This is a genomic window from Amycolatopsis sp. NPDC005961 (assembly GCF_040629235.1).
Classification (GTDB): domain Bacteria; phylum Actinomycetota; class Actinomycetes; order Mycobacteriales; family Pseudonocardiaceae; genus Amycolatopsis; species Amycolatopsis camponoti.
Map to the genome: position 1 here is coordinate 18145 of NZ_JBEXVF010000071.1, position 14543 is coordinate 32687.

The following is a 14543-nucleotide window of genomic DNA, read 5'->3' on the forward strand; positions in this document are numbered from 1 at the left end:
GTTCTGCCGTGGCACGCCGCAAGGGCACCACCACCAAGGTCGATCCCAGCGCGTTCGACTCCGCCGGGGCGAACGTCTTCGACAACTCGCTGAAGACCGAGATCGAAGACAGCTACCTGGAATACGCGTACTCGGTCATCCACTCGCGCGCCCTGCCGGACGCGCGGGACGGGCTGAAGCCGGTGCACCGGCGGATCCTGTACTCGATGAACGAGAACGGCTACCGCCCGACGCACGCGTACGTGAAGTCGTCGCGCGTGGTCGGCGACGTCATGGGCAAGTACCACCCGCACGGTGACGTCGCGATCTACGACGCGATGGTGCGGCTGGCCCAGGACTTCTCGCTGAACGTCCCGCTCATCGACGGCCACGGCAACTTCGGCTCGCCCGACGACGGCCCGGCCGCCTCGCGGTACACCGAGGCCCGCATGTCGCCCGAGGCGATGCAGCTGGTCGGCGAGCTCGGCGAGGACACCGTCGACTTCCGGCCGAACTACGACGGTTCGCTCGAAGAACCGTCCGTGCTGCCCGCGGCGTTCCCGAACCTGCTGGTCAACGGCACGTCCGGGATCGCGGTCGGGATGGCGACCAACATGATCCCGCACAACCTCGGCGAGGTCGTCGCGGCGGCGCGGTGGCTGATCACGCATCCCTCCGCCACGCTCGACAAGCTGATGGAGTTCGTCCCCGGCCCCGACCTCCCGACCGGCGGCAGCCTGCTGGGCCTCGACGAGGTCCGACGTGCGTACGAGACCGGCCGCGGCGTGGTCCGGATGCGCGCGAACTGCGAGACCGGGCCCCTCGAAGGCAGCCGCGGGCGGCAGGCGATCACCGTCACCGAGCTGCCCTACGGCGTCGGGCCGGAGAAGGTGATCGAGAAGATCACCGACGAGGTCAACAAGTCCAAGCGGCTCACCGGCATCGCCGACGTCAAGGACCTCACCGACCGCGAGAACGGCACGCGGCTGGTCATCGAGTGCAAGGTCGGCGTCAACCCGCAGGCCCTGCTGGCCGACCTGTACCGGCTCACGCCGCTGGAGCAGTCGTTCGGCATCAACAACCTGGTGCTCGTCGACGGCCAGCCGCAGACACTGGGGCTGAAGGAGCTGCTGGAGGTCTTCCTCCGGCACCGCTACGAGGTCGTCACGCGGCGCACGAAGTACCGGCGCCGCAAGCGCGAAGAGCGGCTGCACCTGGTCGACGGCCTGCTGATCGCCCTGCTGAACATCGACAAGGTGATCAAGCTCATCCGCGAGAGCGACAACGCGCAGGCCGCCAAGGACGGCTTGATGACGCGCTTCAAGCTCTCGGAGATCCAGGCGACGTACATCCTCGACACCCCGCTGCGCCGGCTGACCAAGTACGACCGCCTCGAGCTGGAGTCGGAGCAGGATCGGCTGCGCGAAGAGATCGCCGAGCTGTCGAAGATCCTCGACGACGAGTCGGTGCTGAAGAAGCTGGTCTCGGCGGAGCTGGCGAAGATCGCGAAGGACTTCCCGACCGAGCGCCGCACGTCGCTGATCGACGGTGACCTGAAGGAGGTCCTGGCCGCGTCGAAGCCGTCCGGTCCGCTGGAGGTCACCGACGACCCGTGCCAGGTGATCCTCTCGGCGACCGGCCTGGTCGCGCGCACGGCGGCGGAGTCCGAGGAGTCGACGGAGACGCGCCGTCGCAACGGCCGCGTGAAGCACGACGCCGTCGCGGCAGTGGTCCACACGACCGCGCGCGGCCAGATCCTGCTGGTGACCAGCCGCGGCCGGGCGTTCAAGACGGACGTGCTGCCGTTGCCGGTCCTGCCGGAGCAGGCGGGCACGGTGTCGTTGCGCGGCGGCATGGCGGCTCGCGAACTGGTCCCGCTCGACAAGGGCGAGACGGTCGTCGGGATCGCCCCGCTGGGCGAGCAGGCGGCGGGTTCGCCGGGCCTGGCACTGGGCACGAAGGCCGGCGTGGTGAAGATCTGCTCGCCGGAGTGGCCGGTCCGTTCGGACGAGTTCGAAGTGATCTCGCTGAAGGACGGCGACGAGGTGGTCGGCGCGACGTGGCTGACGGACGGCTCGGAGACGTTGGCGTTCGTGTCGTCGGAGGCGTCCCTGCTGAAGTACGCGGCTTCGCTGGTCCGCCCCCAGGGCCTGAAGGGCGGCGGCATGGCGGGCATGAACGTGGGCGCGGGAACAGTGGTGTTCTTCGGAGCGATCCGCACGGACGACGACGAGCACGGCGAGCCCCTGGTGATCACGTCGTCCGGCCAAAGCGTCAAGGTGACGCCGTTCAGCGAGTACCCGGCCAAGGGCCGGGCGACGGGCGGAGTCCGAGCGCAGCGGTTCCTGAAGGGCGAGACGGCGCTTCGCGTCGCGTGGATCGGCCCGCGTCCGGCAGGTGCGGCCCGGAACGGGGATCCGGTGGAGTTGCCGGAGATCGACGTCCGCCGAGACGGATCGGGTCACGCCCACCCCGGCCCGGACGTGGTGGGTCACCTCATCGAACGAGACTGACGCCGGCGGCGGAGTCGTCCCCGGACGACTCCGCCTTCACCGCTCCGCGCGCAAGCGCAGCAAGGCCTTCCGCAGCCGGACGCGCTCGTACCCGGCCCGAGCGGCTCGCCTTGGCGGCGGCCCTGAACTCCGGCCAAGTCAGGTCTTCCCCGCAGGCCTGCCACATCGCCCGTTCCGCGCTCGCCAGCACGGGACCCATGACCGCGCCGAAAAACCCGCCCGCGCCGAGGCCGGTCAGCGCCACGCCCCACCACGGACCGTCCGGCCACACCACGCCGGCACTACGGCAGCCTCGCCGCGATGTCGTCGATCTCCCATGGGCCTTCGGTCTCGATCAGCTTCACGTCGTGCCAGCCGGCCAGTTCCGAGATCGCGCCGCCCTGGACCGCGAACACCTTGCCCGTCAGCGTGCACTTCTCCGAGGCCAGGTAAGCCACCAGCGGGGAGATGTTCGCCGGGGAGAACGCGTCGAACTCGCCTTCCTCCACAGGCAAGGCGAAAATCGCCCCCATTCCCGGGGTCGCCAGCGTCAGGCGCGTGCGGGCGATGGGGGCGATCGCGTTGACGCGCACCCCGTAACGCTCCAGCTCGGCCGCCGCCACCAGCGTCATTGCCGCGATGCCCGCCTTCGCCGCGCCGTAGTTCGCCTGCCCCGCGTTCGGCAACGTCACGCCGGACGCCGAGGCCGTGTTGATCACCGACGCCGACGGCTGGGAACCCGCCTTCGACGCCGACTTCCAGTACGCCGCCGCGTGGTGCAGGACCGCCGCGTGGCCCTTGAGGTGGACCGCGATCACCTCGTCCCACTGCTCTTCCGTCATGCTCGCGACGAACGCGTCGCGCAGGATGCCCGCGTTGTTCACCACCACGTCCAGCCGGCCGAACTCGGAGACCGCCTGGTCCACCAGCTCCGCCGCTCCCGCCCAAGACGCCACGTCCGACGTGTTCGCCACGGCCGAACCACCGAACGCGCGGATCTCCGAGACCACCGCGGGGTCCGGCTCGACGTCGTTGACGACCACCGAAGCGCCCTCGCGGGCGAACAGCAGCGCGTGCTCCCGCCCGATCCCGCGGCCCGCGCCGGTGACCAGCGCGACGCGCCCCTCGAGTGCACCCATCACAGCTCCGCGAGTCCGTCTTTGAGCACGAGTGTGTCTCCTACCGTGGTTTCGAAGGCGTACGAAGAAGGACCCGCCGCCCAGATCGACGTCGACAGGTCCTGCCCGGGCAGCACCGGCGACGCGAACCGCACGGCCAGCCGGCGCAGTCTGTCCACAGAGGACCCGGCGACCTCGGTCAGCACGGCCCACGACGTGAACGCCATCGTGCAGAGCCCGTGCGCGATGATTCCCGGCAACCCCGCCGCCCGGGCGACCTCCTCGTCGAGGTGGATCGGCATCGGGTCACCGGCGGCCGGGCCGTAGCGGAACGTCTGGTCGTCGTCGATGTGCTGGCTCACCTTCGCCACCGGAGCCCGAGCACGCAAAGACTCGTCGAACCGGTGCGAAGGGCCCAGCGAACCCTCCTTCGCGCCGGTGTCGAAGCCGCGCACGAAGAACGTCACGTACTGCTCGTTCACCAGGTCCCCGGAAGCAGTGCGGCACTCGAGGTAGACCGTCGCCCGGGTGCCCTTCGGCAGTCCTTCGAAGCCGGTCATCTTGGCCCGCGACACCAAAGAATCACCCGGCCGGATCGGACGGTGGAACCGGAAGTCCTGCTCACCGTGGAGAACCCGGCCGAACAGCGACGTCGGCACCACCTCCAGGGCCGGTTCGAGCAGCGACTGGAACACCGGCACGATCGCGAACACCGGGCTCGCGACGTCGCCGGCGCGGTGGGCCGGGATCGGGTCGTTGGTCGCCGCCGCGTACTCGGCGAGCCGCTCGCGCGTGACGTCGAACGACACCGGCTCGGTCCACTTGTCCAGGCCGGCGGGATCGAACTTCATGCGACCAGTGCCTTGAGCTTTTCGAGCGACTCGTCGAGGTTCTTCTTGCCGTCCTTCTCGACGGCCTTGCCGAGCGCGCCGACGATCATCTGGCCGGTGAACTCGGCGTCGATGGTGGCGGCCGACCCCGCACCGGCCGCCGCCACCGACAGCGAGAACTTGATCTTCACCCCGGCCATCCCGGTACCCGAGATGACCAGCTGCGAAGGCGCTTCGTAGGAGTCGACGGTCCAGGTGATCGTGTTCGCCATGCCCAGCATGGTGACCACTTCGGACACCTGCGAGCCCTGCGAGAACTCGTCGGGGACGTCACCCTTCCACTTGGTGTGGATGGTCAGCCACTTCTCGAAGTTAAGGGGGTTCGAAAACTCCGCCCACACCTTGCCGGGTGCGGCGGGCAGGTCGACGGACGCGCTGATCCGGCCCACGGTTTCTCCTAAGCTCGCTGGTAGGCGGTGACGACGGCGGCGCCACCGAGTCCGATGTTGTGCTGCAACGCGGCTTGGACTCCCGGCACCTGGCGCGCGTCCGCGTCACCGCGCAGCTGCCAGGTGAGTTCGGCGCACTGGGCGAGCCCGGTCGCGCCGAGCGGGTGCCCCTTCGAAATGAGCCCGCCGGACGGGTTCACGACCCACCGGCCGCCGTACGTCGTGTCGCCGGCGTCGACGAGCGAACCGCCTTCGCCTTCTTCGCAGAGCCCGAGCGCTTCGTACGTCAGGAGTTCGTTGGCGGAGAAGCAGTCGTGCAGCTCGACGACCTGGAAGTCGGCGGGCCCGAGCCCGGCTTGCTCGTACACCTGCAGCGCAGCCTGCCGCGTCATGTCGTAGCCGACGATGTTCTTGGCGCTGCCGTCGAAGGTGCTGCGAAAGTCGGTGGTCATGGCCTGGCCGACGATCTCGACGGCCCGCTCGGCCAGGCCGTTCGTCTCCACGAAGGCCTCGCTCGCGAGGATCGCCGCACCCGAGCCGTCCGACGTCGGCGAGCACTGCAGCTTGGTCAGCGGGTCGTAGATCATCCGCGACGCCAGGATGTCGTCGAGGGAGTAGACGTCCTGGAACTGCGCGTACGGGTTGTTCACCGAGTGCCGGTGGTTCTTCTCGCCGATCTTCGCGAAGTGCTCGGCGGTCGTCCCGTACTGCTTCATGTGCTCGCGGCCGGCGGCGCCGAACATCCACGGCGCGGGCGGGAACAGCACCTCCGAGATCTCGGCGAGCGCCTGCAGGTGGTTGCCCATGGGCTGTTCGCGGTCGTCGAACGTCGAGCCGAGCGAGCCGGGCTTCATCTTCTCGAACCCCAGCGCCAGCACGCAGTCCGCGCGGCCGCCGCGGATCGCCTCCGCGGCCAGGTACAGCGCGGTCGAGCCGGTGGAGCAGTTGTTGTTGACGTTGACCACCGGGATCCCGGTCATCCCCAGCTCGTAGACGGCGCGCTGCCCGGAGGTCGACTCGCCGTAGACGTACCCGACGTAGGCCTGCCGCACGGCGTCGTAGCCGAGCCCGGCGTCCTCCAGCGCCTGGGTCCCGGACTCGCGCGCCATCTGCGGGTAGTCCCAGCCTTCGCGCCGCCCGGGCTTCTCGAACTTCGTCATCCCGACGCCGACGACGTACACCCTGTTCGTCATGGCAACAAACATACAGACCGGCATGTATTTATCAAGAGCGGACCACTGACCCGCAGGTCAGTGGTGGAAAATCAGCCCAGCGGAGCGACCGGACCCGGGTAGCGGGCCGGGTCGAGACAGCTGCCGAGCCCGTCGACGACCGAGCAGAAGCCCGGCGGCCGCACCGGCGTGTAGCCGGCCGGGACGCCATGGCCCGCGATCAGCTGCCGGTACGCCGCGACGGCGTCGGTCGGCCGGCGCGTCAGCGTGGCGTCCGAGCGGGCGTCCACTGTGTACAGCCCGAACCGCGGCTGGTAGCTGCCCCACTCGTAGTTGTCGGTGAGGCTCCAGTAGTTGTAGCCGATGACGTTCATGCCGTCGGCCTTCGCGCGCTGCACCCAGTAGATGTGGTCGCGCAGGTGATCCGAACGCGTGTAGCCGTCGGGACGCGCGTTGCCGTTGTCGGTCGGCATCCCGTTCTCGACGACGTACAGCGGCAAGCCGGGGAACTTCCGCGCGTAGTAACGCAATGCGTAGTAGATGCCGTCCGGCTGCGGCGTCACCTTCCAGAACTCGCCGCTCGCCGCGTGGATGGCACTGAGGTTGTCGAGGCTCGCGCCGTAGTAGTAGTCGAGGCCGGCGAAGTCGAGCTTGTCGCGCACCTGGTCGAGGAACGACGCGTCCAGGATGCCTTGCGCGGCGGGGATGTAGGCGGTGTTGCTCGAGACGAGCGCACCGGGGTCCAAAGAGTGGATCAGGTCGTAGGCCGCCCGGTGCACCTTCACCAGCCGCGCCTGCGCCCACGGCAGCTTCCACCCGGCGAGGCCGCCGTTGGCCGTCTCGTTCTGCAGGTAGACGGTCGGCTCGTTGATCGTGATCCAGATCGCGCCGAGGCCCTTGTAGCGATCGACGACGCGGCGAGCGTTGGCGAGCCAGGCGTCGACGGTGCGGTCGCTGTCCCAGCCGCCCTGGTCGGCGACCCAGCCCGGGTAGACCCAGTGGTCGAGGGTGATCATCGGCCGCATCCCGGCGGCGGCGACGTGCCGCACGACGTCGTCGTAGTACGCCAGCTCGGCCTGGTCGACCTGGCCGGGGCGCGGCTCGATCCGGGCCCACTCGACGCTGAAGCGGAACACGTTCACGCCGAGCTGCTTCGCGCGGTCGATGTCCTCGGCGTAGTGGTGCCGGAAGTCGACGGACTGGAGGTAGGGCTCCTTGATCGACGACGTCTTCGCCTGCTCGTAGCGGCGCCAGTTGCTGTCGGGCGCGGAGCCTTCCGCCTGGTAGCCGGAGGTGGCGACGCCCCAGAAGAACGGCGTCGTGGCCACGGCCGGGGACACACCGGCGAGCATTCCCGCCAGCAGGGCCACGACCACGAGGATCACTGGCTTTCCGCGCACCACGGCACCCTCCTCAGCCAACGTGAAGGTCATTCACATTAGCCGAGGGGGTGCCGTGGCGCATCCCGCTAGGCGACCTTGAACGATTGAGCGGCGCTGCCGTCACAGGTCGACTGGACCAGCTGGACGCTGTCCGCGGTGGAAGCACCCGGCACGGTCAGGCACTTGCCGGTGTGGCGGACGACCAGGTGGTAGTACCCGCCGCCCTCCGACACGGGCTGCCACTGCTGGTTGTTCCCACCGCTGTAGGACCACAGCTGCAGGCCGGCGTTGTCCGTCGTCGCCACGTTCGTGACGTCGATGACCTCGGCCGGGTTCGTGCGGTTGTTGATCCGGTCGAAGCCGCCGCTGGTCGGGGCGAACTGGTACTGCTGGGCCGTGGTCGCGTTGCAGGTGTACTGCTGGATCACGGTGCCGTTGGTGCTGCCCGCGGCCCGCGCGTCGACGCACTTGCCGGAGGCCTTGTTCGCCACGGCGTACCAGGCCGACGGGTCGATCGAGCCGTCCGGCGGCGGGGTGGTCGTGCCGCCGCCACCGAGCCACTTCAGGCCGTCGAGCAGGAAGCGGTTCTGGTCGGCGCTCTCGAACGTCGAGGACAGCGCGGTGTTCGTCTGGTAGTTCATCGCGTTGTGACCGAAGTTCGAGTAGATCATCTTGTAGTTCTTGTTGGTCCACGAAATCGGGTAGTACCCGCTGTTCCAGGTCTGGCTCGGGTCGGTGCCGATCGGGAACGTGGACTGGTCCATCGCCGCCAGGATGGTGATGTTGCTGTTCTGGCGCAGGTCGTTCTGCCAGGCGTACCACTCGGACGTCGAGGACTTGATCGTCGCCGGCAGGTTCACCGTCGACGGGTGCGTGCGGTTCTCGATCTTCAGCGTCTCCGGCGTCGGGCCCCACGTGTTCGACGTGAAGCGGCCGGTGCCGAGGAAGTCGTTGTGGAACCAGTTGGCGTACGACGGCGTCGAGCTGTCGTTGTAGGCCGTGACGTGGAAGCCGTAGAACGCGCCACCCGCCTGCATGTACCGCTGGAAGCCCTGGAACTGCGCCTGCGACTGCGGCTGGTCGTCGAGGAACATGACGACCTGGTACTGGCTGGGCGTGATGCTCGTCAGCTGGTTCCAGTCGGTCGTCGAGGTGTAGGTGAAGCCGTTGGCGCCCGCCTGCTGCGGGAACCAGACGTTGGCCTCCTTCTCGAAGCTGATGTGCGCGGCGTCGTAGGTGCCGCTGTAGAACGCGAGCACCTTGAACGGCGTCGCGGCCTGCACGGCCGGGGCGCCCAGGCTCAAGCCCAGGCAGGCGGCGAAGAAGGCCAATATCCGGATCAGGGGGCGGCGGGATCTTGACGACATGCGTGTTCCTTCCGGTGGGGGCGGGGAAACGGTCACCAGTGGCGCGGGTAGTGCAGGCCGTAGCCGAAGGGGAACAGCGCGGGCTTGCCGTCGCCGGCGTTGATCGGCTGCTGGTCGGCGCTGCGCATCCAGGTCACGGGCAGCTTGCCGGTCGGGTTGTAGGCGCCGAAGAGGACGTCGGCGACGCCCTGGCCTTCGCTGCCCGGCAGCCACGACTCGACCAGCCCGGCCCAGTCCGGCAGCTGCGCCGCGATGTCGAGCGGGCGCCCGGATACCAGGACGACCACCGTCGGCACACCGGAGTCCTTCAGCTTCTGCAGCGTGGCGAGGTCGGCAGCGTCGAGTCCCATCCCTTGTGGACGGTCACCCTTGCCCTCCGCGTACGGCGTCTCCCCCACGACCGCGACGGCGACGTCGTAGCTCTTGTCGATCCCGGTGCCGTCCTTGGCGTAGGTGACCTTCTTCGAGTTGCTCGTGATGCCCTGCAGGATCGTGGTGCCGGGGATGACCGGGCCGCTGGTGCCCTGCCAGCCGACGGTCCAGCCCCCGGACTGGTTGCCGATGTCGTCCGCGTTCTTGCCGGCCACGAAGATCTTGTCCCGCTTCGAAAGCGGCAGCACGTGGTTGTCGTTCTTCAGCAGCACCTGGGATTCGCGGACCGCCTGGCGCGCGAGGTCGCGGTGCTGCTCGCTGCCGATCGTGGTCAGGAACCGGCGATCGGTCAGCGGGTGCTCGAAGAGACCGAGTTCGAACTTCTTGGTCAGGATGCGCTTGTTCGCGTCGTCGATCCGCGACATCGGCACGCGGCCCTCTTGCACCAGCGTGCGCAGCGTGTCGATGAACTTCTGCCACTCGTAGGGCACCATCACCATGTCGATGCCCGCGTTGATCGACGCCTCGACCTCTTCGGGGGTGAACCCGGTCTTGCCGTCGATCTTGTCGACGCCGTTGTAGTCCGAGACGACGATGCCCTTGAAGCCGAGCTCCTTCTTGAGGACGTCGTTGACCAGGTAGGAGTTGGCGTGCAGCTTCACGCTGTTCCAGCTGCTGTAGGAGATCATCACCGAGCCGACCCCGCGCTGGATCGCGGCCTTGAACGGCGGCAGGTGGATCTGCCGCAGCTCCTGCTCGCTGATCTCGGTGTTGCCCTCGTTGACGCCGCCGGTGGTGCCGCCGTCACCGACGTAGTGCTTGGCGGTGGCCATGACCGAACCCGGCCGGTTCAGCTCTTTCCCTTGCAGGCCGGTGATGATCGACGTCATCTCGGTGGCCAGCTGCGGGACCTCGCCGAAGGACTCGTAGGTGCGGCCCCAGCGGTCGTTGCGGGCGACGCACAGGCAGGGCGCGAAGTCCCAGTCGATGCCGGTGCCGGAGACCTCTTCCGCGGTGGCGCGGCCGATGCGTTGCACGAGGTTCGGATCCCGCGTCGCGCCGAGGCCGATGTTGTGCGGGAAGACGGTGGCGCCGTAGAGGCCGTTGTGGCCGTGGACCGCGTCGACGCCGTAGATCAGCGGGATGCCGAGCGGCGTGGCGAGGGCGGCCTTCTGGAAGCCGTCGTACATGTCGGCCCAGGTGACGGGCGTGTTGGGCGTCGGCTGCGAGCTGCCGCCGGAGAGCAGCGAACCGAGCCGGCCGGTGGTGACGTCGGCCGGCGACTTCACGCCGAGACGTTCGGCCTGCATCATCTGGCCGAGCTTGTCGTCGAGGCTCATCCGGGACATCAGGTCGGCGACCCGCACCTTCACCGGGCGCCAGGAATCCTTGTACGCCGGGGTGTTCCCGGCGAGGGCCGGGGTTTCCGACGCCACCAGCAATCCCAGTGCCAGCGCGCCGATGCCCAGTCTGCGTCCGAGACCCATCCGGGTCCTCCTCGTCGAGAGACCGAAATTCACGCCTTGAATTAAGACACAGGTTTTCGGCGTTGGTCCAGACCTCTGACCGAACTCGGGTGCCGCTCAGCGGGATTGCGGCTTCCGGTCAGGTTCTGGCCTAGTTCGGTTCTACGGTGTCCTCATGACTCGCGAACACGAAGACCTGCTGGGCCTGCTGGCCGAAGTGCGGAAGCGCTTGCTGATCCCGGTCCGGGACATTTCGGACGCCGACGCGGCGAAGCGCACGACGGCCAGCGAGCTGACCCTGGGCGGGTTGGTCCGCCACCTCGCGACGGGCGAGCGCATGTGGCTCCAGGTCCTGAAGTCCACGGACGGCGCCCTCCCGGGCGGCATGCTGGACACGGCGCAGTACTCGATGAGCGAGACCCTCGCGCACTGGCTGTCGGCCTACGCCGCGGCGGCTGCGGAGACGGATGCGTACGTGCGTTCGTTGCCCTCGCTGGACGTTTCGGTGCAGCTGCCGACGACACCGTGGTCACCGCCGGAACCCCAGTTCTGGTCGGCGAGGCGGATCGTCCTGCACCTGATCCACGAGACGGCCCAGCACGCGGGCCACGCGGACGTCATCCGGGAGTCCCTGGACGGCGCGAACTCCACCGCCCAGCTGGCGTAACCGCCGTCGGTTCTCCGGTAGGCTGGCGGGTGATGCCGGAAACCCGCCACTTCACCCTTCCTCCCGGGGAGACGCCGGAAGGGAAGGGCTGGCTGCCGCCCGGCTTCCACCTCGGCACCCACCGCCACGCCGACGGCCAGCTCGTGTACGCGGCCGCCGGCGGGTTCGCCACGACCACCGCGCTCGGGACCTGGGTCGCGCCGGCCAACCGGGTCACCTGGACGCCGCCGGGGTTCGACCACTCGCACCGCTGCTACGGCCGGACCGACTTCCGGCTCGTCGTCATCCCGGCCGAGTCGTGCGGTGAGCTCGTGGCGCACCCCGGCGTGTTCGCGGTGAGCCCGCTCCTGCGCGAGGCCCTCCTGGCGCTGACCGGCCCGCGGGAGAGCCGCCCCGGCGCCCACCGGCGGCTGCGCGCGGTCGTCGTCGACGAGCTCGCCGGGCCGCCCGAGCAGTCCCTGCACCTGCCCGAACCGCGCGACGACCGGCTGCGCGCCGTCACCGGCCTCCTCCACGCCGACCCCGCGCGGCCCGAGACGCTGAGCGAGCTCGGCCGGACCGCCGGGGCGAGCGAACGCACCCTCAGCCGCCTGTTCCAAGCCGAGCTCGGCATGGGTTTCCTGCGCTGGCGCACCATCCTGCGCGTCCACCACGCCCTGGTCCACCTGACCGAGGGCCGGTCGGTCCTCGACACGGCGATGGCGTGCGGGTGGTCCAACCCGTCGAGCTTCATCGACGCCTTCACCGACGTCGTCGGCCAGACGCCGGGCCGGTACCAGGCCGGGCTGGACCCGCGCTGACTTGGCGGGTTTCCGGTATCCGGTGTCGCTTCACCGGTTGGTGGCGCTGCTTTCCAGGTCCATTGTGGAGCCATGACCGAACACACCACCGTCGTCGTCATCGGGGCCGGGGTCGCCGGGCTCACCCTCGGGAACATCCTGCTGCGCAACGGAATCGACTGCGTCGTCCTGGAGAAGCACAGCCGCGCGTACGTCGAGCAGCGGCAACGGGCCGGGACCATCGACAGCCGCGGCGTGCGCATGTTCCGCGAGTGGGGGCTCGAAGAGGTCCTGGTGAGCGACGCCCCGACCGACCTGGAGGGTGGCTTCTTCCTCGACGGCGAGGAGCTGCCCATCGAACTCGACGACGACAGCGACAGCGTCTTCCTGCCCCAGCAGGTCCTCGTCCGGAACCTCACGGACGTCTTCCTGCGCGCCGGCGGCGACCTCCGGTTCGAAGCCGACGACGTCACCCTGGAGAACCTCGAACACCCTGTCGTGCGGTACGCGGACCACGTCGTCACCGCCGACTTCATCGCCGGCTGCGACGGCGACCGCGGGGTCAGCCGGACGACGATCCCCGACGGCGTCCTCACCCGGTACTCGCGTGAGTACGCATACGCCTGGCTGAGCGTCCTGGCCGAAGTGCCCGCGAAGCCGTCCGGCATGGCGATCCATTCCCGCGGCCTGGCGGGGATGATCCCCCGCGGCCCGCACGCCAGCCGCGTCTACCTCCAGTGCGCACTCGACGACGACCTCGCGCAGTGGCCGGACGAGCGCGTCTGGAGCGAACTGGCCGCCCGGTTCGGCCGGCCGGTCACGCCCGGCCGGATCGCCGACAAGCGGCTGGTGCCCCTGCGGAACGTCGTCCACAGCCCGATGCACCACGGCCGGCTGTTCCTGCTCGGGGACGCGGCGCACATCGTCCCGCCCATGAGCGCCAAAGGAATCCACCTCGCCCTCTTCGACGCCGAGGTCTTCGCGCGCGGCGTCCTCCGGCACGTGAAGGAGGACGACCCGAGCCTGCTCGACGCGTATTCGGAGACGTGTCTGAGCCACGTCTGGAACTACCAGGCCTTCGCGTCGTGGATCACCGACGTCATGCACGACGCCGGGGACCCTTCCCACGCCGGGGAGTTCCGCAAGCGGATCGCCCGCGCGGAACTGGAGCGCCAGTTCACCTCACCCGCCGCGAGCCGCCTGTTCGGCGAGTTCATGGCCGGGGTGAACTAGCGGTCCGAGCGCAGCAAAGCCGGGTCGATCGTGCTCCGGTAGGACGTCGCGGTCTTGTCAAAGCGGAGGGCGATGGCACGGAACTGTTTGAGTCGGTTGAAGCAGCGTTCGACGATGGTGCGGCGTTTGTCGGCGGCGCTGTCGAAGGCCGGTGGGCGACCACCGGCCCCGGCGTAGCCGGTTGGCCTGCTGGTCCCGTCGTTCGGGAATGGTCGCTGGGACGTGCCGTCGGCGCAGGTAGCACCGGATAGCGCGGCTGGAGTAGCCCCTGTCCGCCAGAACCCTGCTCGGCGGGTTCGGCGGACGACCTGGGCCTGACCGGCGAAACTCGATTCCTGCCATGACCTGCGTGACATGCTGCAGTCGTTGACATTGCCACCGGTCAACACGATCGACAGCGGCCGTCCGCGGCCGTCGCAGGCGAGATGGATCTTGGTGGTGGGTCCGCCGCGGGAGCGGCCGATGGCATGATCATCTGGCTCGCTGTGTCCGCCGCCCGGGTGTGCTTTCCCCCTGTGTGGGACCCGGTCGTGCGGCGGGCGGCGGCGTGCTGATGCGCGCGCACGATGCTGGAATCCACCGAGACCCCCCGGTCGAGTTCGTCGATCGTCTCGGCGGTCACCCGAACCTGCGCCACCAGCGCGGACAGGGTGCCGGTGCGTGACCAGCGCCCACTCATGCGTGCGCGCCGCAGCCCAAGATCAAAGCAAATCACCCGCACCAGCTATGAGGACGGGCCCTAGCGGTCCGAGCGCAGCGAAGCCGGGTCGAAGGAGTCCCAGTAGGCGTCTTCGTCCTCGGAACTCGGCGGTGCGGGAGGTTCCGGCGGCGACGAACCGAGCCGCTCCGCGCGCAGCCGCTGGAACTCCTCGACCGTCATGCCCGGGTCGTCGTCCTCGGCTCGCGCGGGCGCCGGCATCCCGGTCATCTGCTCGATCATGTACGTCATGTCTTCGCCCAGCAGCAAAGCGACCTTGTTGTAGCCGTCCTGGGTCGCCTCGCGCATGGCCGCCTGGGTGATCTCCACGACCAGCGGCCCGAGGCTCTCGCCCAGGTTCACCGCCGACGGCGCCAGCCACAGCCGCAGCAGCTTGCCGCGTCCGTCGACCGTTGCCTCCACCTGACCGTCGAGGTCGTGGGCGGTACCGGTGGCGGACGCGAGCAGCTCGTCCACTTTGGACATCGCCTCTTCCCGGGCCCGGGCCTGGGAGATCAGGTCACGCGTCGAGATCACCGG

12 protein-coding genes are annotated in these 14543 nt (G+C 69.1%); 4 read left to right on the forward strand and 8 right to left on the reverse strand.

Going from position 1 to position 14543, the window contains the following annotated elements:
* Window positions 1–8 precede the first annotated feature (8 nt).
* Complete coding sequence (locus ABZ342_RS40175) at window positions 9–2492, forward strand: DNA topoisomerase IV subunit A (protein WP_155544629.1); 2484 nt, start codon at window positions 9–11, stop codon at window positions 2490–2492.
* Between the two features lie 281 nt (window positions 2493–2773).
* Here the strand turns inward: ABZ342_RS40175 and ABZ342_RS40180 are convergent, their stop codons facing one another.
* The 7 genes from ABZ342_RS40180 to ABZ342_RS40210 form a co-directional block, all read right to left on the reverse strand.
* Window positions 2774–3610 carry an SDR family oxidoreductase gene (locus ABZ342_RS40180; protein WP_360484767.1) on the reverse strand — a complete coding sequence of 279 codons (837 nt, stop codon included), beginning with the start codon at window positions 3608–3610 and terminating at the stop codon, window positions 2774–2776.
* On the reverse strand, window positions 3610–4440 hold the full coding sequence (locus tag ABZ342_RS40185; RefSeq protein WP_360484770.1) for a MaoC/PaaZ C-terminal domain-containing protein: 831 nt from the start codon (window positions 4438–4440) through the stop codon (window positions 3610–3612). The genes ABZ342_RS40180 and ABZ342_RS40185 overlap by 1 nt, the downstream gene beginning before the upstream one ends.
* The gene (locus tag ABZ342_RS40190; protein WP_360484773.1) at window positions 4437–4868 is read right to left on the reverse strand and encodes an SRPBCC family protein; all 432 of its coding nucleotides are present in this window, start codon (window positions 4866–4868) and stop codon (window positions 4437–4439) included. The genes ABZ342_RS40185 and ABZ342_RS40190 overlap by 4 nt, the downstream gene beginning before the upstream one ends.
* 8 nt (window positions 4869–4876) lie before the next feature.
* Window positions 4877–6061, reverse strand: coding sequence for a lipid-transfer protein (locus ABZ342_RS40195; RefSeq protein WP_360484776.1), 1185 nt, complete (start codon window positions 6059–6061; stop codon window positions 4877–4879).
* A 71-nt stretch (window positions 6062–6132) separates the two neighbouring features.
* Window positions 6133–7440: a family 1 glycosylhydrolase gene (locus ABZ342_RS40200; RefSeq protein WP_360484779.1), complete on the reverse strand. Its 1308-nt coding sequence runs from the start codon at window positions 7438–7440 to the stop codon at window positions 6133–6135.
* Window positions 7441–7508: 68 nt separating this feature from the next.
* Complete coding sequence (locus ABZ342_RS40205) at window positions 7509–8789, reverse strand: ThuA domain-containing protein (RefSeq protein ID WP_360484782.1); 1281 nt, start codon at window positions 8787–8789, stop codon at window positions 7509–7511.
* Between the two features lie 32 nt (window positions 8790–8821).
* The gene (locus tag ABZ342_RS40210) at window positions 8822–10648 is read right to left on the reverse strand and encodes a glycoside hydrolase family 3 N-terminal domain-containing protein (protein WP_360484785.1); all 1827 of its coding nucleotides are present in this window, start codon (window positions 10646–10648) and stop codon (window positions 8822–8824) included.
* 154 nt (window positions 10649–10802) lie between these two features.
* On the opposite strand from ABZ342_RS40210, the gene ABZ342_RS40215 reads away from it, so the two are divergent.
* The 3 genes from ABZ342_RS40215 (at window position 10803) to ABZ342_RS40225 (ending at window position 13306) form a co-directional block, all read left to right on the forward strand.
* Entirely contained in the window at window positions 10803–11294 is a 492-nt protein-coding gene (locus ABZ342_RS40215; RefSeq protein ID WP_360484788.1) for a DUF664 domain-containing protein, read from the forward strand.
* 32 nt (window positions 11295–11326) lie between these two features.
* A complete protein-coding gene (locus ABZ342_RS40220; protein ID WP_360484791.1) occupies window positions 11327–12094 on the forward strand; it encodes a helix-turn-helix transcriptional regulator in 768 nt (255 codons plus the stop codon).
* A 72-nt stretch (window positions 12095–12166) separates the two neighbouring features.
* A complete protein-coding gene (locus ABZ342_RS40225) occupies window positions 12167–13306 on the forward strand; it encodes a 4-hydroxybenzoate 3-monooxygenase (protein WP_360484794.1) in 1140 nt (379 codons plus the stop codon).
* A 739-nt stretch (window positions 13307–14045) separates the two neighbouring features.
* Here ABZ342_RS40225 and ABZ342_RS40230 read toward each other — a convergent pair.
* Window positions 14046–14540: a YbaB/EbfC family nucleoid-associated protein gene (locus ABZ342_RS40230; RefSeq protein WP_360484797.1), complete on the reverse strand. Its 495-nt coding sequence runs from the start codon at window positions 14538–14540 to the stop codon at window positions 14046–14048.
* Between the last annotated feature and the right edge of the window lie 3 nt (window positions 14541–14543).

What these genes read in the sequence shown, in the direction of transcription:
- ABZ342_RS40195 (WP_360484776.1), bottom strand. Translation starts at nt 6,061, where the DNA reads ATGACGAACAGGGTGTACGTCGTCGGCGTCGGGATGACGAAGTTCGAG.
- ABZ342_RS40220 (WP_360484791.1), top strand. Translation starts at nt 11,327, where the DNA reads ATGCCGGAAACCCGCCACTTCACCCTTCCTCCCGGGGAGACGCCGGAA.
- ABZ342_RS40185 (WP_360484770.1), bottom strand. Translation starts at nt 4,440, where the DNA reads ATGAAGTTCGATCCCGCCGGCCTGGACAAGTGGACCGAGCCGGTGTCG.
- ABZ342_RS40225 (WP_360484794.1), top strand. Translation starts at nt 12,167, where the DNA reads ATGACCGAACACACCACCGTCGTCGTCATCGGGGCCGGGGTCGCCGGG.
- ABZ342_RS40215 (WP_360484788.1), top strand. Translation starts at nt 10,803, where the DNA reads ATGACTCGCGAACACGAAGACCTGCTGGGCCTGCTGGCCGAAGTGCGG.
- ABZ342_RS40180 (WP_360484767.1), bottom strand. Translation starts at nt 3,610, where the DNA reads ATGGGTGCACTCGAGGGGCGCGTCGCGCTGGTCACCGGCGCGGGCCGC.
- ABZ342_RS40205 (WP_360484782.1), bottom strand. Translation starts at nt 8,789, where the DNA reads ATGTCGTCAAGATCCCGCCGCCCCCTGATCCGGATATTGGCCTTCTTC.
- ABZ342_RS40210 (WP_360484785.1), bottom strand. Translation starts at nt 10,648, where the DNA reads ATGGGTCTCGGACGCAGACTGGGCATCGGCGCGCTGGCACTGGGATTG.